The organism is uncultured Friedmanniella sp. (genome assembly GCF_964244005.1).
Classification (GTDB): domain Bacteria; phylum Actinomycetota; class Actinomycetes; order Propionibacteriales; family Propionibacteriaceae; genus Microlunatus.
Window position 1 is genome coordinate 1 of sequence record NZ_CAXTHG010000011.1, and the last position, 22003, is coordinate 22003.

At 66.3% G+C, this 22003-nt stretch carries 18 protein-coding genes and 1 pseudogene; 17 read left to right on the forward strand and 2 right to left on the reverse strand.

The annotated features are described in order from the left end of the window. The 8 genes and pseudogenes from ACFE76_RS08810 to ACFE76_RS08845 form a co-directional block, all read left to right on the forward strand. Positions 1-434: pseudogene (locus ACFE76_RS08810) on the forward strand (hypothetical protein); the annotation flags it as partial. An 8-nt stretch (positions 435-442) separates the two neighbouring features. Then, entirely contained in the window at positions 443-778 is a 336-nt protein-coding gene (locus tag ACFE76_RS08815; RefSeq protein ID WP_375431374.1) for a hypothetical protein, read from the forward strand. Positions 779-1135: 357 nt separating this feature from the next. Continuing rightward, positions 1136-1648, forward strand: coding sequence for a barstar family protein (locus tag ACFE76_RS08820; protein WP_375431375.1), 513 nt, complete (start codon positions 1136-1138; stop codon positions 1646-1648). A gap of 215 nt (positions 1649-1863) precedes the next feature. Beyond that, positions 1864-3525: a polymorphic toxin-type HINT domain-containing protein gene (locus tag ACFE76_RS08825; RefSeq protein WP_375431376.1), complete on the forward strand. Its 1662-nt coding sequence runs from the start codon at positions 1864-1866 to the stop codon at positions 3523-3525. After that, positions 3522-3842: a hypothetical protein gene (locus tag ACFE76_RS08830; protein ID WP_375431377.1), complete on the forward strand. Its 321-nt coding sequence runs from the start codon at positions 3522-3524 to the stop codon at positions 3840-3842. The genes ACFE76_RS08825 and ACFE76_RS08830 overlap by 4 nt, the downstream gene beginning before the upstream one ends. A 1066-nt stretch (positions 3843-4908) precedes the next feature. Then, positions 4909-5244, forward strand: coding sequence for a hypothetical protein (locus ACFE76_RS08835; RefSeq protein WP_375431378.1), 336 nt, complete (start codon positions 4909-4911; stop codon positions 5242-5244). Between the two features lie 212 nt (positions 5245-5456). Further along, positions 5457-5831 (forward strand): hypothetical protein, encoded by a 375-nt coding sequence (locus tag ACFE76_RS08840; protein WP_375431379.1) that lies wholly within the window; start codon positions 5457-5459, stop codon positions 5829-5831. A gap of 304 nt (positions 5832-6135) precedes the next feature. Then, positions 6136-6456 (forward strand): hypothetical protein, encoded by a 321-nt coding sequence (locus ACFE76_RS08845; RefSeq protein WP_375431380.1) that lies wholly within the window; start codon positions 6136-6138, stop codon positions 6454-6456. Between the two features lie 1151 nt (positions 6457-7607). Here the strand turns inward: ACFE76_RS08845 and ACFE76_RS08850 are convergent. Together ACFE76_RS08850 and ACFE76_RS08855 are read right to left on the reverse strand one after the other, a co-directional pair. After that, positions 7608-8240 carry an acVLRF1 family peptidyl-tRNA hydrolase gene (locus ACFE76_RS08850; RefSeq protein WP_375431381.1) on the reverse strand — a complete coding sequence of 211 codons (633 nt, stop codon included), beginning with the start codon at positions 8238-8240 and terminating at the stop codon, positions 7608-7610. A gap of 280 nt (positions 8241-8520) precedes the next feature. Beyond that, positions 8521-9291 (reverse strand): DeoR/GlpR family DNA-binding transcription regulator, encoded by a 771-nt coding sequence (locus ACFE76_RS08855; RefSeq protein WP_375431382.1) that lies wholly within the window; start codon positions 9289-9291, stop codon positions 8521-8523. Positions 9292-9404: 113 nt separating this feature from the next. Between ACFE76_RS08855 and ACFE76_RS08860 the strand changes: the two genes are divergently transcribed. From ACFE76_RS08860 to cas1, 9 genes are all read left to right on the forward strand, one after another. Continuing rightward, a complete protein-coding gene (locus ACFE76_RS08860) occupies positions 9405-10292 on the forward strand; it encodes an SIS domain-containing protein (RefSeq protein WP_375431383.1) in 888 nt (295 codons plus the stop codon). 3 nt (positions 10293-10295) lie between these two features. Then, entirely contained in the window at positions 10296-11240 is a 945-nt protein-coding gene (locus ACFE76_RS08865; protein WP_375431384.1) for an ROK family protein, read from the forward strand. After that, a complete protein-coding gene (locus ACFE76_RS08870) occupies positions 11237-12373 on the forward strand; it encodes an N-acetylglucosamine-6-phosphate deacetylase (protein WP_375431385.1) in 1137 nt (378 codons plus the stop codon). Before ACFE76_RS08865 ends, ACFE76_RS08870 begins: the two co-directional genes overlap by 4 nt. Next, on the forward strand, positions 12370-13212 hold the full coding sequence (locus ACFE76_RS08875; RefSeq protein WP_375431386.1) for a ketose-bisphosphate aldolase: 843 nt from the start codon (positions 12370-12372) through the stop codon (positions 13210-13212). Before ACFE76_RS08870 ends, ACFE76_RS08875 begins: the two co-directional genes overlap by 4 nt. A gap of 210 nt (positions 13213-13422) precedes the next feature. Continuing rightward, positions 13423-15816 carry a CRISPR-associated helicase Cas3' gene (gene cas3, locus ACFE76_RS08880; RefSeq protein ID WP_375431387.1) on the forward strand — a complete coding sequence of 798 codons (2394 nt, stop codon included), beginning with the start codon at positions 13423-13425 and terminating at the stop codon, positions 15814-15816. Continuing rightward, the gene (gene csx17, locus ACFE76_RS08885; protein WP_375431388.1) at positions 15813-17975 is read left to right on the forward strand and encodes a type I-U CRISPR-associated protein Csx17; all 2163 of its coding nucleotides are present in this window, start codon (positions 15813-15815) and stop codon (positions 17973-17975) included. The genes cas3 and csx17 overlap by 4 nt, the downstream gene beginning before the upstream one ends. After that, positions 17972-18910 carry a type I-U CRISPR-associated RAMP protein Csb1/Cas7u gene (cas7u, locus tag ACFE76_RS08890; protein ID WP_375431389.1) on the forward strand — a complete coding sequence of 313 codons (939 nt, stop codon included), beginning with the start codon at positions 17972-17974 and terminating at the stop codon, positions 18908-18910. Before csx17 ends, cas7u begins: the two co-directional genes overlap by 4 nt. A gap of 5 nt (positions 18911-18915) precedes the next feature. Continuing rightward, complete coding sequence (gene csb2 / locus ACFE76_RS08895) at positions 18916-20325, forward strand: type I-U CRISPR-associated protein Csb2 (protein WP_375431390.1); 1410 nt, start codon at positions 18916-18918, stop codon at positions 20323-20325. After that, positions 20322-22001, forward strand: coding sequence for a CRISPR-associated endonuclease Cas1 (gene cas1, locus ACFE76_RS08900; protein ID WP_375431391.1), 1680 nt, complete (start codon positions 20322-20324; stop codon positions 21999-22001). Before csb2 ends, cas1 begins: the two co-directional genes overlap by 4 nt. Positions 22002-22003: the final 2 nt, after the last annotated feature.

Below are 22003 nucleotides of genomic sequence, written 5' to 3' on the forward strand. Positions count from 1 at the left end.
TGGTCCGCCCCGACGGCACCACTATCGAGGTTCAGTCCGTCGACGCCACCGGCGAAACCGCGACGGTTCACAACTTCGAAGTCGACGGCCTCCACAACTACTACGTCCAAGCAGGTGAGCATTGGATACTTGCTCACAACACCTGCGTCCTGCCTACACCAGAGGTAACGCCAGGTACGCGCCTATATAATATTGTGGATAATCTCTACAGGGGTACTACGAATGAAAACCGGATAGGAAATGGGACAACGATGGACGCAATTCGATACGAAGTGGCTACTCAGCAGGAGGTTCACGGCAGGATGCATGTTGCTAAGGGTCGTGAATCATTGAGAGGCATCAAGAATTGGCAGCGGAAGTACCCAGATGCACCATACCAAGATAGATTAGTAGCCGAGAGTTTGAGGATGGAACTCGGGGACGTTCTTCCGTGAGGGGCCCAGTGAGCGACGTGGTTTCGGCGTTTCAAGATCTGGTTGATGGCGAACCAACTCTTCGGCCCCTCCTGCAGGATCACCTCGAATATTACGATCAGGAACTCCTCCCCACCCTATTCATCGCAGAAATTGTCTCCTGGGTAGTCGACCATCTCGAGGACGCTCCCGAAGTTGCACATGTGGTGATCAGGTGGATGAATGAAACATATCCTGCTGCTTCTGAAACTATGAAGAATGTGATCGCGACGGGTGGAGTCGAGGCTATGCCAAGCCCCGGCCAGCCGGGGTGTGAATTGCGAGACCTGCTGAGTCCAGAGCTACAAGCAACCGATCCATGGTGAGGCTCTCTCCCTGCGAATTTATAAATCTCGCCAGAGTCGAGGCGTTCAAGCTGCATGGTTCACACGGTGGTCGTTGATCATCGTCGGGCGCGCTTTGGCCGTCTTTCAGTGTTGATTCTGCCGTCTAGGTACGACGATTCGACAAAGTGTCTCGCCCGGGCGTTTCTTCCAGTTATCAGTTTGTTACGACTGCCGCGGAGCATCCAAATTTGGCTAATGTGAGCCCCGTTTACCCCGGAAAATGTTTTTCCAAGACGGATGGGGCCGACTACTTCTTAGTGGACGCGAACAAATGGTCCGCCGGGAAGCACCATTACTAGACCCGCGTTGTGGAACCCGAAGGGAAGACTAGTGCCGATGGATGACATTGGAGAGTTGATGTCAGTTGGGAGCGATACGTCCTTTCTTGCATTCAGGGGAACGGTTCGTGAGCTCTACAACGCGGTGCTCGGATGGACTGACTCAGGGCTGGTTGCGCGAGTGGCTCGCGGATACAAGATAGAAGTATTAGCGGATCTGATGAACGAAGTATCGCCAGCCTTGCAATTCTCATACTACTTTGGAGAGAACTGGTCTGCCGCGCAGGACTGCCTGAACGACATGGATTGGCTCCCTCGCGGGGACGGGGTCGTGGTAGCAATCTCCGATGCCTCCCAGGTGTTATCTCGGGATCACGTCGAAGACTTTGAGACTCTCATACGGAGTCTCGTTAGTGCGATGGCGATTTATTCTCATCCGGTAAACGAGGGAGCGTGGTGGGACCGGCCGGCTGTTCCTTTCCATGTCGTCTTGCATTTTGAACTTGATGACGTTTCTGGACTTGATGCTTGGCGCGCGGCGGGAGCAGTGGTTGTTCCGATGATCCACTAGGCACTACCTTCGCTGGGGCCAGGTACCCCCGGCTTGATGGCGTTGAAGGCTAAGGCGCAGCCTCACGACACCACCAGCATGAAGCCGCAATTGTTTAGCGGTAACTGACAACGTATTCACCCCCACCGATTCATAGCGCGCCATCCTGGTCCACGAAATGACAAAAGGTGTGAAAGCGGCTACAGATAACAGCGACGACCGCCGTCCATGCGATCTTGGTCACCGAGTTCTTCTGGGACACCGCCGCCTACGCTGGCGCACCCGTCCTCGCCGGCGACACCCCGATCCTCTCGGCCGGGCCGGTCACCGGCATCGGCAGTGACTGGACAGCGCCGGGCTGGCGCACCGCCCGCTCCACTGACGCCGACCCCTGGGCCGCGGGCGGCGGCACCGCGCTCGGTCCGTCGGTCGCGATCGACCCGTCTGGCGGCCTGGCCATTGACGGTCTCGAGTGGATGGGCGCCCGGGTCTATGACTCGACCGCCCGCGGCATCCTGTCGGTCGACCCGGTTGACAACTTGACGCGGTCGTGGGATAACAACCCGTACGCTTACGCCGGCAATGACCCGATTCACGCTCTGGATCCGCTCGGGCTGGCGCCGGTTACCGACTCCCAGCTCGCCGACTATCGAAACAACAACGGCATTGTCGGGACATACAACGCGGTGAAGAGCACGGCCAGCACAGTCGCGAACGGCGTCGGGCACTGGTTCGAGAATAACTGGGAGTACGTCGCGGGCGGCGCGATGGTGGTCGGTGGCGCGGTGCTTATCGCTACCGGCGTCGGTGGTCCAGCCGGGATGATGCTCGTGTCCGCCGGCGCGGACACGATCATCCAGAAGGCGACCACGGGCGAGGTTAACTGGGGTCAGGTCGCTGTTTCGGGCGCGGCGGGTGCTGTCGGGTTCGGTGTCGGCGGGGCGATCGCCAAGACAGCCCTGAGCACGGGCGCGAACACCGTTCTCAGTAACGTGGGCAGCAGCGTCGCCGAGGGAGCGTTCAGCGGCGGAGGTAACTACCTCACCGGCTCCGGCCCCAAGACGGTGAGCGGGTTGGTTCGGGCGACAGCCAGCAACGCGGCGTTGGACGGAGTCACCGCGGGGATCGGTCACGGGGCTCCGACCAACAAGCTGCTCGGCAAGGTCGAAGCCACCGTCGCCGACGGGTGCTTCGTCGCCGGCACGGACGTGCTTCTTGCGGATGGGTCGAGCAAGGCCATCGAGGACGTCGAGACCGATGATGAGGTCCTCGCGTACAACCCTGAGACGAACCAGACCGAGAAGCGCCGGGTTGTGCGCACCTACGTGCACGAGGACAAGCCGACCTATGACGTCGTCGTCGAGGACGGCGAGAAGGTCACCGCCACGTCCGAGCACCCGTTCATGGTTGCGGGGAAGGGCTACACGCCGGTCGACGAGATGGAGAAAGGCGACCTCCTGGTTCGACCCGACGGCAGCACCATCGAGGTACTATCCGTCAACGCGACGGGTGAGACCGCGACGGTGCACAACTTCGAGGTCGAGGGCCTCCACAACTACTACGTCTTAGCCGGGCATGACTGGATCCTGGTTCACAACGACTGCTTGACGCGCGTCCGGCATTACACGTCGAAGTCGGCTGCCGATAAGATCATGGAGGAGGGCCGAATCATAGCGAGTGACCAGAACAAAGTCTTCGTCACGAAGGCGAAGGAGAAGCTGTTGGGGGGCGAGGAGGCGCGAATTCGTCTTGGCCTGACACCGGGTCGGGGCCACAGTGTGATCGAGTTCGACGTCCCCAGTCACAGACTCGAAAAGCAGTTCAATTCACGCCAAGGCCGAGTTGAGCATTTCATACGAGGTGACGTGGAGATGTTGAATCCTGTGAGGGTGCGATGAACTTGGATCATGAGATCAAGTTGACGGCTGACGAGGCGGACGAGCTGCTCGAGATTCTCACCGATGTTGTCGTCTCCCTCGACCGCATGGGGAGCTGGGAGGCTTCGGGCGAGGATCCCGGGCACACCTGGATCCATGAGTATTTCAGTACGGGCGGCGCGACCCGTCGGCTGTCCCATGCGCGCGGTATCCTTGATTACGCGTTTCACCGGGTGTACGACGAGGACGAGCTTGAGGAAGCATGGGCCGAGCGGCCGTGGCCTGCCTGGACTAAGCCCGAGCCGGATATCGGAAACGACGCATCTCCGGGCGACTGATCTACTCCCTCCTGCGTGGTGTTGGAGTTGCTCGTCGACGACGGCGAGGGTGCTGCGTTCGTCCTCCTTGACTGCGGCGCAGGGCGGCGCAGCAGCTGTGAGCAGCGAGCTGGAGACGGTCGAGGTGGTCCGCGTCATCTAGCCGCCCCCAAAGGCTCGGGAGCTCGCGTTCGAGCGGTGTTCGTCCAGTTCGATCTCGTTCGCTTACTCGCTAAGTAAGGTTCCTCCTGCAGTCCGGGAGTGGCCTCTTTTGGGAGATATCGAACACCGGAGAGTTCAGCGGGCTCTCGCAGAGGGTATCACTAAAGGCATGTCCGTTCGGAAGCAAGAGAAAGCTGGTATCGGCCTGGATGGCGTGAGAGTGAAGTTGTTTGGAAGTCTGACCTAATCGGAAGAGACTTGATGGGCCACACTCCTGATGCGAAGCACATCCACCTCTATCTCGACGCGTTTTCATCGAGAACAGCTCTGCGTCAGGACTTTGGGGCACGAAGAACTCATGTCGACCAGATGAAAACTTTTGGTCAGCCGAGACCTCCGAAGACCTGCAAGCCTTCGAGAAGGCAGCGTACGAGATCGACTACCAATGGTAAACATGCGGCTGAACGCTAAATGGCTGAAGAGGTTCGAAGCAGTTCTCCTAGGTGACGATCCCGCTCAAATGCTCTGCCCCTCATGCCGCTGTACGGGACTTGAATCGTTGTGTCACGTAGCGGCGCCAGAGACCAGGCTTGGGTGGTGCGTTATCCGCTGTCAAACATGCGGCCACGGCGGTTGGGTTAGTCGCCTGGTCGTCCCCCAAAAGTTAGAAACCGAAACAGATCCGGCGGATTGGCCCGACACAGTTCTCGATTGACTGACTTAACTGAGTATCGACTCCGCTAGAGGCGGACCATCAAAATACGCAATTATCGGACCGAGAATGACGTAGTCGTCAGAACTCCTAGTCAGTCGGGGTTCAACCATAACCCTCGATACTGATACCTGAACCAACCACTGACGTTCACTTCATTAAGGGCTCGACATCGCCGAGTGTCGTCCCGACTAACCCAGGATGGCAGGCGAAATGAGTCAGCTAGACTTCTTTGACTCTGAAGAGTACGGACGTATTCCGTTCTGGGAGAACTACCTCGTTTGCCAAGCGGTACAGGCATCGCTCGGTAGGTACCCTCCGCATGCCACTGCGATCGGCATCGAAGTGAAGGGGAGAAATGCAATCTTCCATTTCCAGATGCCCTACGCATCACAGGAGGACGAAGAGGAGATGCTGGACATCCTTGATGAGTTCGAGACGATAGCGGAGGTCGAAGTGCACGTGAGTAGGCACATTGCCATTCGTAGTGAGCGGCAGACCGCGCCGTCAGACGGCGTTACTTGGATTTACCTGTCACGCACGAAATAGCGACCTCCGGGCTACTGCGGCAGATCGGGAACGCTTGACCTCTTGAGAACCAACAGTCGACGGCGCGAGGGGAGGCGAAGCTACATTTCGACCGCAGGCGGCGGTGGCGCTACCCCTGAAGGGGATTGGTGCCCGAGGAGCCAGCGGACTTTCCGGTCGGCAAGACAAGTTTGCGTGAGGGTCGTCGAGGAGAACAGCCCGAGGAGGCCGCGGTGACCGCAAAGACCAGTACTCAGCAGGAATGGTTCAGCAACTACGCAAGCTCGACGATGTCGATCCTGGGCGCGCACGCGCCCGACGCCGACGGCGACCTCCCGGTGTCTGGCGAGACGTGCATGGCCTGGGTCCCTACGGAGACGAGCGATCCCTGGGGTGTCCGTGTGTTCGCCTTGGCTGCCCGGAACCCGCCGCTCAAGGCCGCCGTCTACAACGAGATCCGAGCCAACGGGGCCGAATTGGGGTACGACGTCCGCGGCCTCTCACTGTCGAGCACTCGGCTCCAGGAGCTGGCACCGCCCGCTGGACGTACGACCTCGACAGCCAGGTCGTCAACTACCACGTCCGAGCTGGACATTGCTGGCTTCTAGTTCACAACCACTGCTTGACGCGCGTCAGGCATTACACAAGGAAGTCCGCTGCCGAAAGATGATACAAGCAGGACGATCGTTGGCGACTGGTCAGAAATAAAGTCTTCGTCTCGAAGGCGAAGGGGAAGATGCTGTCGCCAGTGAGGGCGGAAGAATTCCTTGGTATTGATCCAGGTTGTGGTCACAGTGTCGTCGATTTCGATATGCTCAGCCATAGACTCAAGGCGCAGTTTGATTCACGCCAAGGCCGATTTGAGCATTTCATACGAGGTGACGTGCATATGTTGAATCCTGTGAGGATGCGATGAAGCTGGAGCATGAGATCAAGTTGACGGCTGGCGAGGCGGACGAACTGCTCGAGATTCTCACCGATGTTGTCGTGTCGCTCGACCGCATGGGGAGCAGGGAGGCTTCGGGGGAGGATCCCGGGCACACCTGGATCCATGAGTATTCCAGTACGGGCGGCGCTACCCGTCGGCTGTCCCATGCGCGCAGTATTCTTGCCAGCTCGTTTCGCCGGGTGTACACCGAGGACGAGCTTGAGGAAAGGTGGGGCGAGCGCCCTTGGCCTGCTTGGACTGAGCCGGAGCCGGATACCGGAGACGACGCCTCTCCGGGTGACTGATCTACTCGCTCCTCCGCGGTGCTGGAGTTGCTCGCCGACGACGGCGAGGGTGCTGCGCCCGTCCTCCTTGACTGCGGCGCGACGCGGCGTAGCAGTGGTGAGCAGTGAGCTGGTGACGGTCGCGGGGCGCCGCGCTATCTATCGATCTAGCCGCCCCCAGAGGGGCTCTACGAACTTGAGAGGGGTGCCTGACTGGGGTTGGGCTCGTAGCCCCGACATGCTGTTTGGTTTCTCACAACGTCCAGCAGCTACCCTGCGAAGCACCGCGATCAGTCTCCTACGAGTGACGTCGGCACCAACACGTCGTCCAAGGCCTACGACATCACGCCCGTGACCCGAAATCCATCCTCAAAGTGCTCCTGACCTGCTGAACACGACTTTGCCGAGCCTTGGGCACTACCCGTCGAAGTCCTCTGCCGGTAAGATCACGGAGGAGGGCCGAATCATAGCGAGTGACCAGAACAAAGTCTTTGTCACGATGGCAAAAGAAGAAGCTGTTGGGGGACACGGAGGCGGGGGATCTTCTTGGCGTGGAACCGGGTCGTGGTCGTAGAATTTATTTGGATCGAGACGACCCCGGACTGCGAGTTGAGGGGTGGGCGACAACCTTAACCAAAGCAAGAAGGCTCGTTCTCAATAAGTACGGGAAGGGCACGTCCTTCGATCTGGAACGAGGAAGACGCCGCGCGGTCCAGATGACCACAGTTTGAGCCGCTCAGCTCGATAGGAGTGGCACCGCACTCAGTCCGTCGGTCGCGATCGACTCGACCGGCGGACTCGCCATCGACGGTCTCGAGTGGATGGGCGCTCGGGTCTACGACTCGACCGCCCGCAGCTTCCTGTCCGTCGACCATCGACACTCTCACGCAAACGTTCGAGAACTACCCGTACGCCTACGCCGGCAACGACCCGATCCACGCCGTCGACCCCGCCGGCCTGTCCCCGGTGACCGACCAACAGCTGGCGGAGTATCGCAACCGCAACGGCATTGGCGGGGCCTACAACAATGTGAAGAGCGGCCCTCGCTGCCGCCAACGAGGCGGTGGGCCACTGGTTCAAGAAAGCTGGGAGTACGTCGCCGGCGGCGTCAACTGGGGCGAGGTTGCTGTGTCGACCGCTGCCGGAAACTGTCGCATCTCCCGCCGAACGTCTCACGCAAGCTCGTTGAGGCTGATCTCGACGGCAAGGAACTGCTCCGGGAAGGCCTGCAACACCCTGAGCCGAGGATCAGGAACGGGGTAGACGCGCGGCTGTAGCCGCGGACGTAACGGCGCGAGCCGGGAGTCGGCCAGCACGGCGGAGACGGCGCCGGCGTCGCCGCCACCGATCACGGCATCCAGGTCGGCGACGTGGGGCAGCAGCAGCCGGGCCACGACGTCGGCGGTCTCGGCGTACGCCTGGGCGGCCTGGTTGCCGCGGCGCCGGGCGTAGCGCTGCTGGGACCAGCCGCCCGCCTTGGTCCGGCCCTGGACGTAGGTCGAGTCGACCTTCGACGAGACCAGCCGATCCCCGACGAACCGGCCGACCGCGTAACCGCCGAGGCGTACCAGCACGACCCCGACCGTCCGGTCCTGACCGACGTGGGCCAGCAACGCGGGAACAGGCTCGCCGACCGGCGACCACCCCAGGAACGGGACGGTGATGACGGCCACCGCCCCGTCCGAGGCCGTGAGCGTGACCGCGTCGCTGCGAAGGCCCGCGGTGAAGGAGCCGTGCCGACGGGCGAAACCGTCGATCCAGCCGGGCAGCCGTTCACGCGAGACGTGCACGACCCGGTCGGCCACGGCGCTCCTTCGGACAGGGAATCAGGTCCAGACATGGACGAACCCGCGAGCTGATCGGCGTTCTCTCTGGAGAGTCCGTCGGCCGGGGAACAACTCCGGCACTCGCGGGTTCGGGTGTTGGCTGTGGATTAGCCGGCCGCACGGGACCAGTTAGCACAGTCAGCGCGTGCGGCTAGCTGGCCGACACCTCACATGTCCCAAAGTCACTCATTCTTTGGACCACCTCCTCTCCGTGTGGTTCGACGATAGGTGGCGGTTCGGCGATGCGCAACGGCTATTTTCAGGCCAGGATGACCTCGACGCCGGACCCCTGCAGCGTCTCGACCGTGGCCGGGTCGGCGGCGCTGTCGGTGAGCACCGCGGCGACCTCGTGCACGTGGCAGATCCGGGAGAAACCGACCGTGCCGAGCTTGGACGAGTCGGCGACGACCACCGTCCGCTTGGCCTGCTGCACCATCACCCGGTTGATCGCGGCCTCGGCCTCGTCGTGGGTGGTGATGCCGGCGACGGGGTCGAGGCCGGTGGCGCCGAGGAAGCAGATGTCGGGCGTCAGCTGGCTGAGGGTCTCGCTGGCCATCGCCCCCACCAGCTCATAGCTCTGCGGTCGCGCCACCCCGCCGCAGACCACGATCTTGATGAACGGACGGACGGTCAGCTCGGTCGCGATATTGATCGCGTTCGTGACCACCGTGATGCCGTTGTGCAGCGGTTCCGCCCCGGGGATCGCCCGGGCCACCTCGACCGTCGTCGTGCCGCCGTTCAACGAGACCGTGCACCCCGGCCAGAGCATGGCCACGGCCCGCGCGGCGATCCGGCTCTTCGCCTCGCCGTGGTTGCTCGACTTGTAGCGCAGCGGCAGGTCGTAGGAGGTCGTGTTGGGGACGGCGCCGCCGTGGGTGCGGCTCAGCAGCTGTTGGTCGGCGAGATAGTCCAGGTCGCGCCGGATCGTCGCGGCCGAGACCGCGAACCGCGTCGCCGCCTCCTCGACGTCGAGCTTGCCGGCGTTGACGAGCAGCTCAAGCAGCGCGGTGAGACGCTCGGCTCGTGTCATCGCTTCACCTACTTCCGCTCCGAGCGCCGACGCGCCAATACATGACCATGATATGTTCATATCTGCTCGTTTACGCGGAAAACAAACATAAGTCAGATGCTACAGGGGTTACTGTGGGATTTTTCGTCGAAGCCGAGATCACATCGCAGCCGGAGTGCTGGCGGCGTGCGGCTGCTCTGGCCCGCGAGCTCGCGCCGTCGCTCCAGCGGCGGGGTGAGCGCATCGCCTTCGTCGGCTGCGGAACGTCCTGGTTCATGGCCCAGGTGCTGGCTTCCTGGCGCGAGTCGGCCGGCTACGGCGAGTCCGACGCGTTCGCCGCCTCCGAGATGCCCGACCGCCGCTACGACCGCGTGATCGCCCTCACCCGCTCGGGCACCACGACCGAGGTCGTCGACCTGCTGCGGTCGCTGCGCGGTCGGACGCCGACGGCTGTCGTGCTCGGCGACCTCGACACCCCGGTGGCCGAGGTGGCCGATGAGGTGGTCGACCTCTCCTTCGCCGACGAGCGCTCGGTCGTCCAGACCCGCTTCGCCACCAGTACGCTCGCGCTCTTCCGGGGCGCCTACGGCGCCGACGTCGCCGCGCTCGCCGACGCCGGCGAACAGGCCGTGGTCGAGCCCCTCGCCGCCGGCTTGGCCGAGGCCGAGCAGGTCAGCTTCCTCGGCCGTGGCTGGACGATCGGCCTCGCCCACGAAGCCGCGCTGAAGTTCCGCGAGACCTCCTCGTCGTGGGCCGAGTCCTACCCGGCCATGGACTACCGGCACGGCCCGCTGGCCATCGCCGGCCCCGGTCGCCTGGTCTGGATGTTTGGCGAGCCACCGTCCGGGCTCGTCGACGAGGTCCGAGCGACGGGCGCGACGTTCGTGAGCTCCGACCAGGACCCGCTGGTACACCTCGTGGTCGCCCAACGCGTCGCGGTGGCCCGCGCGATCGCCCTGGGCGTCGACCCGGACGCCCCGCGCCACCTCACCCGCTCGGTCGTGCTTGCCGGCTCAGCCTGACGCGTGTCCCACCCCAGCGACTACGTGGTCGCCGTCGACCTCGGCGGCACCCTGACCAAGCTCGCGTACGCCGGGCGCGACGGTACGTCGAGCCCACCCCGTCGGCTGCGCACCGAGACCGCGGACGGACAGGTCTCCATCGGCTGGCTCGCCGACGTGCTCTCCGACGCGGTCCGGGACCGGCCGGCCGACCGCTGCCTCGGCTACGCCGTCGTCGTTCCCGGCGTCATCGACGTCCCCGGCGGCGTCGTCCGGGCGGCCCCGAACGTCGGCTGGTACGGCGTCCCACTCCGGGCGCAGCTGACCGAGCGGACGGGGCTGGCCGGCACCGTCGGCCACGACGTCCGCTCCGGCGGTCTGGCCGAGTGGCGGGTCGGTGCGGGCCGGGATGTGGCCGGCGTCCAGGCCACGAACCTGCTCTTCCTCGCCCTGGGGACCGGGATTGCCGGAGCCATGGTGGTCGACGGCCGGCTGGTCGACGCCGACGGCTACGCCGGCGAGATCGGGCACACCGCCGTCCCCGCCGCCCAGGGACTCGACTGCCTCTGCGGGCAGCGCGGCTGCCTGGAGACCGTCGCCTCCGCGACCGGGGTGTCCCGCACGTACGGGCGACGCGCCGGCGGTCCTGCTGTCGACGCCCGCCAGGTCGCCGACCTGGCCCGGGGCGGCGACGCGCACGCGCAGGCGGCGTACGGGCTGGCCGTCCGCGCGTTGACCGAGGCGTTGCACACGTACGCGACCCTGCTGGCGCCGGCCACCATCGTGGTCGGCGGCGGGCTCGCGGGGGCGTACGACCTGATCGGTCCCCCGGTCGAGGCCGGGATCGCGGCCGCGATGACCTTTCAGCGGCGACCGCGTCTCCTACCGGCTGCGCTCGGCGCGGACGCCGGCGTGATCGGCGCCGGTCTGGTGGGCTGGGACCGAGTCCGATCCGAGGAGGGTGCATGACCGATCTGTGGTGCGAGCGGGCCGTGCTGCCACCTGGGGCGGCGACCGGCGTGCTGCTTGAGGTGGCGGACGGGCGGTTCACCACGGTCCGGCCCGCCGAGCGACCGACGGAGGGGGCCGAACGGTTGGCCGGCTGGGCCGTCCCGGGCTTCGTCGACACGCACGTGCACGGCGGCGGCGGTGCCGACTACGCGACCGTGGACCCCGACGAGGCGCTGGCGGCCCGCGGGTTCCACCGGCGGCACGGCACCACCAGCTCGTTCGCCAGCCTGGTCACGGCCGACCTGGACACGCTGGTGGCTCAGCTGCGGACGCTCGCGCCGCTCGTGCACGCCGGTGAGCTGGCCGGCGTGCACCTCGAGGGGCCGTTCCTCTCGCCCGCACGCAAGGGCGCGCACACCGAAGCCCTGCTCACGCCCCCCACGCCGGCCGCGGTCGACCGGCTGCTCGAGGCGGCGGACGGCACCCTCGCGATGGTCACCGTGGCGCCCGAGCTGCCGGGCGCCCTGGAGACGACGGCCCGACTGGTCGCCGCCGGGGTCGCCGTCGCGATCGGCCACACCGACGGGGACGAGACCGACGTGCGGCGGGCACTGGACGCCGGCGCGTCGGTGGCCACCCACCTGTTCAACGCCATGCGACCGATCCACCAGCGCGAGCCAGGGCCGGTCCCGGTGCTGCTGGACGACGAACGGGCGATGGTCGAGCTGATCGGCGACGGCTTCCACGTCCACCCCGACGTGGTCCGGATGGCGGTGGCCGCCGCCGGGCTCGACCGCGTCGCGCTGGTCACCGACGCCATGGTCGCCACCGGGATGCCGGACGGCGGCTACACCCTCGGCGGCCTGGACGTGGTCGTCCGCCGCGGCGAGGCGCGACTGGTAGCTGAGGACGGCTCGCCGGGCTCGATCGCCGGCTCCACCCTGACGATGGCGGCCGGCTTCGCCTTCCTGGTGGGGATCGGGCTGAGCGTTCCCGGGGCCGCCTGGCTCGCGGCCAGCACGCCGGCCCGCCGGCACGGACTGGACGGGGTCGGGGTGATCGAGGTTGGTGCCGCCGCGGACCTCTGCGTCGTCGACGACTCCGGTCGGCTGTCGCGGGTGCTGCAGCGTGGCGTCTGGGTGGACCGGTGACGCGGGCTCGGCTGGTCGACGTGCTGCAGGCGGCGGTGGAGGCCGGCTGCGGGCTCGGGGCGTTCAACGTCTTCAGCCTCGAGCACGCCGAGGCCATCGTCGCGGGCGCCGAGCAGGCCGGGACGCCGGTGGTGCTGCAGCTCTCCCAGAACGCGGTCCGCTACCACGGCAGTCTGCGGCCGATCGCGCTGGCGACCCTGGCCCTGGCTGAGACCGCCGCCGTACCCGCGGTGGTGCACCTCGACCACGCGACCGACGTCGCCCTGGTGCACGAGGCTCTCGCGCTCGGCGTCGGCTCGGTCATGTTCGACGGGTCGGCGCTGCCGTACGCCGACAACGTCGCCGCCACCGCGGAGGTCGTCGCGCACGGCCACGCGCACGGGGTCGACGTCGAGGCCGAGCTGGGGGAGGTCGGCGGCAAGGACGGCGTGCACGCGCCGGGCGCCCGCACCCGGCCGGACGAGGCCGTCGCGTTCGTGGCCGCCACCGGGGTGGACGCGCTGGCCGTCGCCGTCGGCAGCTCGCACGCCATGACCGAACGCAGTGCTCGGCTCGACCTCGAGTTGATCAAGGAAATCCGTGCTGTGGTTGGCGTTCCGCTGGTGCTGCACGGCTCCTCGGGCGTTGATGATCATGAGATCCTCCGGGCCGTGGCGGCCGGGATGACCAAGATCAACATCGCCACCCACCTCAACCACGTCTTCACCGACGAGGTGCGCGCGGTGCTGGCCGACCGACCCGGCCTGGTCGACAGCCGGAAGTACCTCGGTCCGGCGCGGGAGGCGATGGCCGCGGAGGTGGCTCGTCTGCTCCGTTTGCTCCTGACTTCACATCCCTAAGTTCGGTGCCGCGGGCAGTCGCTCGTCCCACCTTCAGGAGACTCCGTGTGTCCACCCCGCCCACGAAAACCGCCAGCGCTGCGACCCTGACCGAGGTGGTGTTGTCTGTTGCGACTGCTTTGGGTCATTTGGTCTTGAACGCGTCAAGGTCGGCGCCAGTCAGCTACCCTCTGAATTCTTCTGACCGCCTCGGGGCGAGCGGAGCGAACATTGCTGTTCAGTGAGTTTTTCGAGCGTGCGACGGGGTTCGCCCCGCATCCATACCAGGCGCGAGTCGCGGCCGAGGGCCTTCCGGACCTCCTGCGGGTCCCGATGGGCGCGGGTAAGTCGAAAGCGGTGGTGCTCGGCTGGCTATGGCGTCGGCTCCACGGGTCCGACGAGGTGCGCCGAGCGACGCCGCGTCGCCTCGCTGTCGCCCTCCCGATGCGAACCTTGGTCGACCAGTTCGAGACGGACGTCCAAGAGTGTCTCGACAGGCTGGGACTCGCCGCCGAGGTCGGTCTCTACGTGGTGATGGGTGCCCGCCGGTCGGACGAGCGCCGCTGGCGCATCGAAGCTCACCAGCCGTCGATCGTGGTGGGGACGATCGACTGCTTGGTGAGCAAGGCGCTCAACCGCGGGTACGGCATCTCGCGCAACGCCTTCCCGATCGACTTCGCGCTGATGACCAACGGAACCCACATCGTCATCGACGAGATCCAGCTCGCCGCAGCCTCGACGGTGACCCTTCGTCAGATCGCCGGCTTTCGGCGGACCTGGCCCGCGGCCGAGCCCGCCGGTCTGACCTGCATGTCGGCCACCGTCGACCGCCGAATCATCAACACCGTCGACAACGCTGACGACGATGTGGTCACCATCGCTCTGGGCGAGCCCGACCGACACGGTCGTCTGGGCGAGCTGCTGGCCGCGGGAAAGGTCGTACGTCGGATGCCCGGCGAACAACCCTCGGCACCGCCGGCGGTCGCTGCCCACGCGCAGGCCAGGCACCGCCCTGGCAGCAGGACCCTGGTCGTGGTCAACACCGTGAAGTCGGCCAAGGCGATCTTCGCTTCCTTGCGTCGGCTCAAGCCGGCCGCGGAGGTGTTGCTCATCCACTCGCGCTTCCGCGGGGTGGAGCGGGCCGAGCTGGCCCGGCGGCTGATCGGACCCGTGCCCGAGGCCGGCGTCATCGTGGTCGCGACCCAGGTGGTGGAGGCGGGGGTCGACCTGGACTCCTCGGTGCTGATCACGGAGTCGGCGCCGTGGCCCTCCCTGTGCCAGCGCAGTGGGCGGTGCAACCGGTACGCCAAGGTGAGCGACGCCGAGTTGTGGTGGTTTTCTGGGTCCTCGCCGGGGCCGTATACGGCCGAGGACATCGTCGAGACCGAGCGCGTGTTGACCGGTCTCGAGGGAGAGCCGTGTACAGGTGAGGTGCTGCTGGCCCAGGTGGTGACGCCGGGCGACCTCGCTCTCCGGGTGCTGCGTCGCCCCGACTTCCTAGCGCTGTTCGACACTGCCCCCGATCTTTCCGGGGTCGACATCGATGTTGCGCCCTTCATTCGCGAGGGTGCCGACTCCCTGGATTGCCAGGTTGCCTGGATCGAGGTGCCGCCGAAGGGCGCTCCCGAACCTGGGGCGGCGCTGCCTGGGCAGGCGTGGAGGTGTCCCGTTCCCGTCAACGAGGCGCGGTCGTGGGCCAAGAGCGTCGAGGCTTGGACTCTCGACGTGGTCGTTGAGCGGTGGGAGCGGGTTCGCGCGCAGACACGAATCCGGCCTGGGGAGCTGATTCTCGTGGCTGCGAGGTCCGGCGGCTACAACCCCGATGTGGGTTTCGATCCCACGAGCACGCTGCTGGTTCAGGGAGAACCGCCCTCGGCCACCGATGCGCCCTCGGGTGCCGAGGAAGTCGACCTCTTGAGTGCCGACCTCACCAACGGTGAGGCGCGCCGCTGGGAGCTGCTCGACGAGCATCTTCGTGCGACCCGAGACCACGCCGTCGCCTTGGTGAAAGCACTCGACCCCGACCTAGACGAGGGAATGCGTCGCGTCACCGTCGCGGCCGCGTACACCCATGACATCGGCAAGGCCAACCTCGAGTGGCAGCAGGGACTGCGTGCGACGGCTCACCCGATCGAAGGTCCGGACGGGCTGCTGGCCAAGTCCCCGGGCCGCGGGAGGTTGGCCGTGCCGGGCCGATCGTCGTTCCGGCACGAGCTCCAGTCGGCGTTGATGCTCGGCACCCCCGAAGCCGCGGACCTACGCACGCACGCGGGCATCACCGACGATGACGTGTTTCTCGTCCGCTACCTGGTCGCGGCGCACCACGGGAAGGTCCGGCTGCAGGTCCGCCAGCCCTCCGGATCGGCCGGCCCGTCCCACGGAACTCTTGGCTTGCGCGACGGTGAGCTGCTCGGTCCCAGCACCGTGCTCGACACGTCCGTCGAGCCATGGGTCGTCGACCTGGGCCTGCTTGCCCTGGGTGGTGAGCAGAGCTGGACACGTTCGGCGCTCGAGCTACTGGACCGTTACGGGCCGTTCCGGCTGGCTTATCTGGAGATGCTGGTGCGCGTCGCGGACTGGCGCGCCAGTGCTGGGCTCGGTCTACCAGACGGGGCTGTTCGATGACCGCCGCGGCCCCGACACGGATGCCGATCGCTTGTGCTGGACTGAGCGCGAACTCGTTCAGCCGCTACCTGGCCGGTCTTGGTCTGGTCCGGGTGCTCGCGGCGCAAGCCGACCCGGACCTGGCCGCCTGGTGGGACGGCAGCACCTTGATGATTGACACGACGGTGCCCGATCCGGCCGCGTGGCTGGTCACGGAGTACCGGCCCACCCCCGTGATCAGCCCGTGGAACGGCGGTTCGGGCTTCGGGCTGAAGGACAAGTCCTCCCGGGTGGTGCTGGAACGTTTGCAGAGCGAGAGCTCCGAGCGCCTCGCTGAGCTTCGGCAGGCGGTGGGTGTGGCGGAGATGATCATGGTGCAGGCGGAAGAGCGGGGTTGGGACAAGGCCCGCCAGGTGTCTGAGCTGCGCAACGTCTGTCCGGAGTCGCTACTCCGGTGGCTCGACGTGTGCGTCGTCCTCCGGGACGAGGGTCCGGTCTTCCCGCCGCTGCTCGGCACGGGCGGCAACGACGGGCGCCTCGACTTTTCGACCAACTTCCACCAGCGGCTCATCGACGTGCTGCCCGAGCTAGGGGCGAACCCCGTCCGCTCCCGAGGCTGGCTGGAGGACCTGCTGTCTGGTCGCTCGTCCGTGCCCCTCGTACGGGCTGCCGTCGGGCAGTTCGACCCAGGCGGCGCCGGCGGTCGCAACTCCTCGCCGTTCGGTGCCGCGGAGTCGCAGGTGAACCCTTGGGAGTTCGTCCTGCTGATCGAAGGCGCGCTCTACTTCGCCTCGGGCGTGGCGCGTCGGCAGGGTTCCGCGCAGAGCCGGGCCGCCATGCCGTTCTGCGTGCGACGTAGCGCCGACGGACCCAACCCGGGCGCTGACGACGAGGACTCCCGAGGGGAGATCTGGGCGCCGGTGTGGAGCTCGCCGCTCCGGGCCCGCGAGATCGCACAGGTCTTCGCCGAGAGCCGGGCGTCCTGGCAGGGGGAGATCGCCACCCATGCGGCTCAGATGTACGCCGCACTCCGGTCCTACGGCGTGGCGCGGGGCATTGACCGGTTCGTCCGCTACGGGCTGCACAAACGCAACGGGCTGGCCTTCTCCGCGGTCCGGCTGGACGAGGTCGTTGTGCGAGAGGACTCGGCCATCCAGCTCTCGGTCGCACCTCAACGGGTCGCCCAAGCGTACGAGCGGGTGACCTCGCGCACGGTGGCGACGAGCCGACGGCGGGCCACCCGAGCGCACCTGGCTTTGGTTGCCGAGCTGAAGCCAGCGGCACTTCGGGACCTGCTCGCCGAGCTCACCGCCATGGATCTGGCGACCATGCGGTCGACCCGGGCCCGGACCGACCTGGGCTGGCGTCCACCGCCGCCACCGGCTCATGACTTTGCCCCGTTCCTCCACGCCGGTCTCCGCGACCAGGCTGCCTTCCGGGTCGGGGCGGCACTGGCGGCTAGCCAGATCCGGAACGACGGGCGGGTGACCTCCGTACGTGACCTGGTGGTCGGGATCTTGCCTCGCAGCAACCAGGAGGCGTTCGTCGACGCCGAGGTCCCGGGGTTGGGTATCCGACCTCTGCCCGAGGTGCTGGCGGACCTCGTGCGATGGCGGGCGCAGCAAGACAACATCGGCCCGGAGTCTGGGCGGGGTTTCGTGCCGTTCCTCAGTTCCGGTGTCGAGGTGCCCTGGCAGGACGTGCACGACTGGGCCTCGGGCCGCGTCAACGATCGCGAGGTCAGCCGGTCTTTCCTGGCCTGCCTGGCCCTGGACTGGAGCCAAGCCAAGATCACGCTCAGACCGACCATGCCCGCCAGCCTGCCGAACCTGGAGCTGGCGCTCTACCAGGCGTTCGCTTCGGGTCGAGTGCGCTCCGGGGCTGAGCTGACCAGGGTCGGTCTCGAACGTCACTGGCCGACTCGCCTGCTCGCCGAAACGGGCGCTCCCGGCGTCTCCTCTTCGGTGGCCCAGGAGGCTGCCCTGCTCCTTCGGCGGATGGGTTGGAACCTCTCGGCCCCGTCTCGCACCGAGATGAACCGGAGTCGGCTCGTCGCCGCGCTGGTGGCGCGGTCTACCACCGAGCCGTTGCGCAGGTCCGGGGCCAGCCCACCCACCGACCGTGGTTCCGACGTCGTCCCCGACCCCCAGAGCGTGAACGAGCAAGGAGAAGAGTCATGAGCAACCGCACCATTCATCGGATCGGGTTGCGTCCGATCTTAGGCAGCCGGTTCCAACCCACCGGGTTCCCGGACCTCGGACCCGCCCTGTTCGAGCGCTCGGGTGCCAACAGCACCACGACCGACGCGTTGTTGGTCGAGTCTGTGCAGTCGATGGCCAACTGTGCCGAACGCACGACATGGGACGACGCCGAGGCTGAGCAGGTCAGTTCCCTTGCCGGGCTACCGCACGTCCGCGTGGTCACCTCCGACGGCGAATTCCTCACGTCCTCGCGGCTCGAGGCCCACCGGCTCGCCTCGGCGTACGTGATGGACGCGACCGTCGACGGCGGCACCGGAGAAGCGTGGCTGGAGACCTTGTTCGGCCTGGCGAAAGGCCGGCCGCAGAACCACCGCCGGATCGCCGCCGCCATCTGTCGCCTCGACCCCCTGTCGCTCGTCCACGGCGTGTTCTTCGCTCGCGGCAGGTGGCCCTGGCAACCGAAGATCGCCCGGGCCCTGACCTGCTTCATCGAGGCCGACGGGGTCCGGCAGGCGGTGTCGGGTGGGGTCAAGAAGGATTCGGTCGACCAGAGCGGCAGCAACACCGACACGGGTTACGGGATGGTGCCGCACCAGCGGGTCGAGTTCACTGCCACGTCCATCACTGCGTACGTCGCGGTGGATCTGGACCAGATCTCCTCCTACGGCCTTGGGGCGCCGGGGGAGGAACTGCTCAACGCCATCGTCGACTTCCAGCTGGCGACGATCTTCGAGGGCGGGCTCCGGCTGCGCACGTCGTGCGACCTGGAGGTCGTCGATCCCCCCTCGAGCGGACTGCCCTCGGTGGCCGTAGCCGAGGAGCGGGTCGGCAACGCGATTGCGAGTGCGGGCGGCCTGCTCGGCCCGATCACCGAGGTGGTCTGGTCGGAGCGTTCCGTCAAGGCCAAGAAGTAGCTCGGGTGGCGACCGCGATCGCGATTCATTTTCCCCTGGGTCGCTATCACGCGACGCCGTGGGAGCGGGCAGTCAATGAAGGAGAGATCGAGTGGCCGCCGTCCATGTGGCGGTTGGCGCGTGCGCTCATCGCGACCCGGCACCATCGGTGGCCCGAGCTGGAGGGTGGGCGGCTCGACGCTGTTCTTGCCGCGCTGACGAAGTCCCCGCCGGCGTACTGGACTCCGCCGGTGTCACGCGGGCACACCCGGCACTACATGCCGGCCCTCGATCATCAGTCGGGAGCCCCGAGCACCGACTTGGTGCTGGACCCGTACGCGTGGGTCGAGGGTGACGACCCGCTGCTGGTGAGGTGGGAGGTGGAACTGACGGCGCAGGAGCGCGCCGACCTCGCCCGGCTCTGCCAGCTGGTGCCCTACCTCGGAAGGTCGGAGTCCTTGGCCGAGATCGAGCTGTTGGAAGAAGCTCCTGATCTCGACGAGCAGTGGTGGCAGCTCGACTCCGAGCACCGGCCGAGCGTCCAGCTCCTCCAGCCCGGTGCCACGGTCACCCGTGCGGAGCTGGAGGTGACCACCCCGCAGCTGCGGAGGCAGCGACTGCCCTTGCCCCCGCAGACGTCGCTGCGCACGTACGGTCGACTTGAGGTGGACGTGTCACCCGAGCCGCCGGCGGTGCGGACCCAGGTCGAGGCGGTGCGGTGGCGCTTGGAGACCAAGGCGCCGTTCCGGGTCGAGAACGGGATCCTGGCCACGGAGCACCTGAGGACGCTGAAGCTTGCCCTTGTCCAGCGGGCACTGCCCGCCGTGCCGGCGCAGCTGAGCGGGAAGCAGGACGCCGCGCACGTCACCGACGACCACCGGCACGCCCACTGGCTGTGGCTGGGCGACGGTCTCGGACTGGTGCACGATCTCGTCTTGTGGATGCCGGACGGCAACCTGGGCTCGGACGCGGCCGCCGCCTTGATCAGCCGGTCCGGTTTCAAGGGTTTCGAGCGGTGGAATCCGACCGGCTTTACCGAAGGCAGTGCTCACCTGGTGGGACTGGGTCCAGCAGATCAAGTGCTGCCCGAGCTGGTGGGCCCCGCTACCGCCTGGACCGCCCGTACGCCCTACGTCCCTGTCCGCCACCGCAAGAAGAACCAGTCTGTCCTGGAATGGGTGGAACACGACGTGGGCAAGGAGTGTGAGTACCGCGGACTCCCGGCTCCGGTGCAGGTGGAGCTGCATCGGGACCGTCAGGCCGAAGCGGTGCGTTACCGGCGCTACCGGTGGAAGGAGTCGATGGCCCAGCGCAAGGATGCTCTTTGGGTCTCGCTGCGGTTCGCCGATGAGGTGGCTGGTCCACTCTGCCTGGGCCGGCTCAGCCACTTCGGTCTTGGTCTGTTCGCGCCCGGGCCGGGCGAGCCCTCGCTATGACGACCGTGGTCGACCCGGCCCAGCCCGATGCTCTCCCGGAGCTGCTACCTGCGCGGATGCTGAACGAGTTCGTCTACTGCCAGCGCCTGTTCTACCTCGAGTGGGTCGACCACCGTTGGGCCGACAACGAGGACACCGCGCAAGGACGCTTTGCGCATCGTCGGGTCGACCAGACCGGTCCGGCGCTCCCGCCGCCCGCCGAGATGGAGTCCTTCCTCCAGGCCCACTCCGTCCAGATCGAAAACGCCGAGCTGGGTCTGGTAGCGGTGATCGATCGCGTCGACCACAGTGACGGAACTGTTTCGCCAGTGGACATCAAGAAAGGCTCGCCGACTCCGGACGGCCAGGCGTGGCCCGCCGATGAGATGCAGCTGCTGGTGCAGGCGGTGCTGCTCCGGGAGGCCGGGTACCAAGTCGAGTCCGCTGCCCTGTACTACGTGGCAGCCAACAGGCGGGTCGAGGTCTCCATCCCTGCTGATGTGATGGATCGCGTAAGCTCGGCCGCCATCGAGGCGCGCCAGGTGGCAGCGCGTCCGTCGCCACCTCTTCCTCTGGTGGACTCACCCAAATGCCCGCGGTGTTCGCTCGCGGGCCTGTGTCTGCCCGATGAGGTGAACGCGGCGCTTGAGCGCAGCGACCAGATGCCTCGGCGGATCGTGCCCCGAGATCCCGACCACCGTCCGATCTACGTCACGGAGCAGGGTGCTCTTGTCGGCATCAAGGGCGGGCGACTGGTCGTCAAGCTCAAGCAGGTCGAACTGGCCAGCGTGCGGCTTATCGACGTCAGTCAGCTCTGCGTGTTCGGGCACGTGCAGATCTCGACGGAAGCACTCAGCCGGCTGTGGGCACGCGGGGTCCCCACCCTGTGGTTCAGCTATGGAGGGTGGCTCAACGGCTGGGCTCAGGGTGAGATGTCACGCTACGTCGAACTTCGACGACGGCAGGTGATCAACCAGGGTGCCGTTGGGATCGAGATCGCCACTCTGATCATCGCCGGCAAGATTCGCAACAGCCGCACCCTTCTCATGCGCAACGCGAAGACTACGGCCGACAGCAAGGTCATTGCTTCTCTCAAGGAGCTCGAGCAGCGGGCCCGGAGCGCTTCAAGCCGATCGTCGCTGCTCGGCTACGAGGGCACGGCTGCGCGTCTCTACTTCGAGCAGTTCTCGACGATGCTCAACGACAAGAACGCAGAGGTATCGCGTCTCTTCGACGTCAACGGACGCAACCGTCGCCCACCTCGTGATCCCATCAACTGTCTGCTCAGCTTCTGCTACAGCCTGCTCGTGAAGGACTTGGTTGCCACCTGCATCGGGGTAGGGCTCGACCCCTACATCGGTGTGCTGCACTCCACTCGCTTCGGCCGGCCGTCGCTCGCGCTTGACCTGCAGGAGGAGTTCCGGCCCCTGATCGGGGACTCAGTGGTGATTCAGGTCCTCAACAATGGTGAGATCACCGCCAAGGACTTCGTCGTGCGCTCTCGCGGGGTCATGCTGACTCCGGAGGGGCGTCGCACGGTCATCGCCGCATACGAACGGCGTCTCGACACCGAGATCCGACACCCGAAGTTTGGCTACAAGATCTCGTACCGTCGCGTGCTGGACGTGCAGGCGCGGCTACTTGCCGCCACGCTCATCGGAGAGCTTTCTTCGTATATCCCCATGACGACCCGGTGACC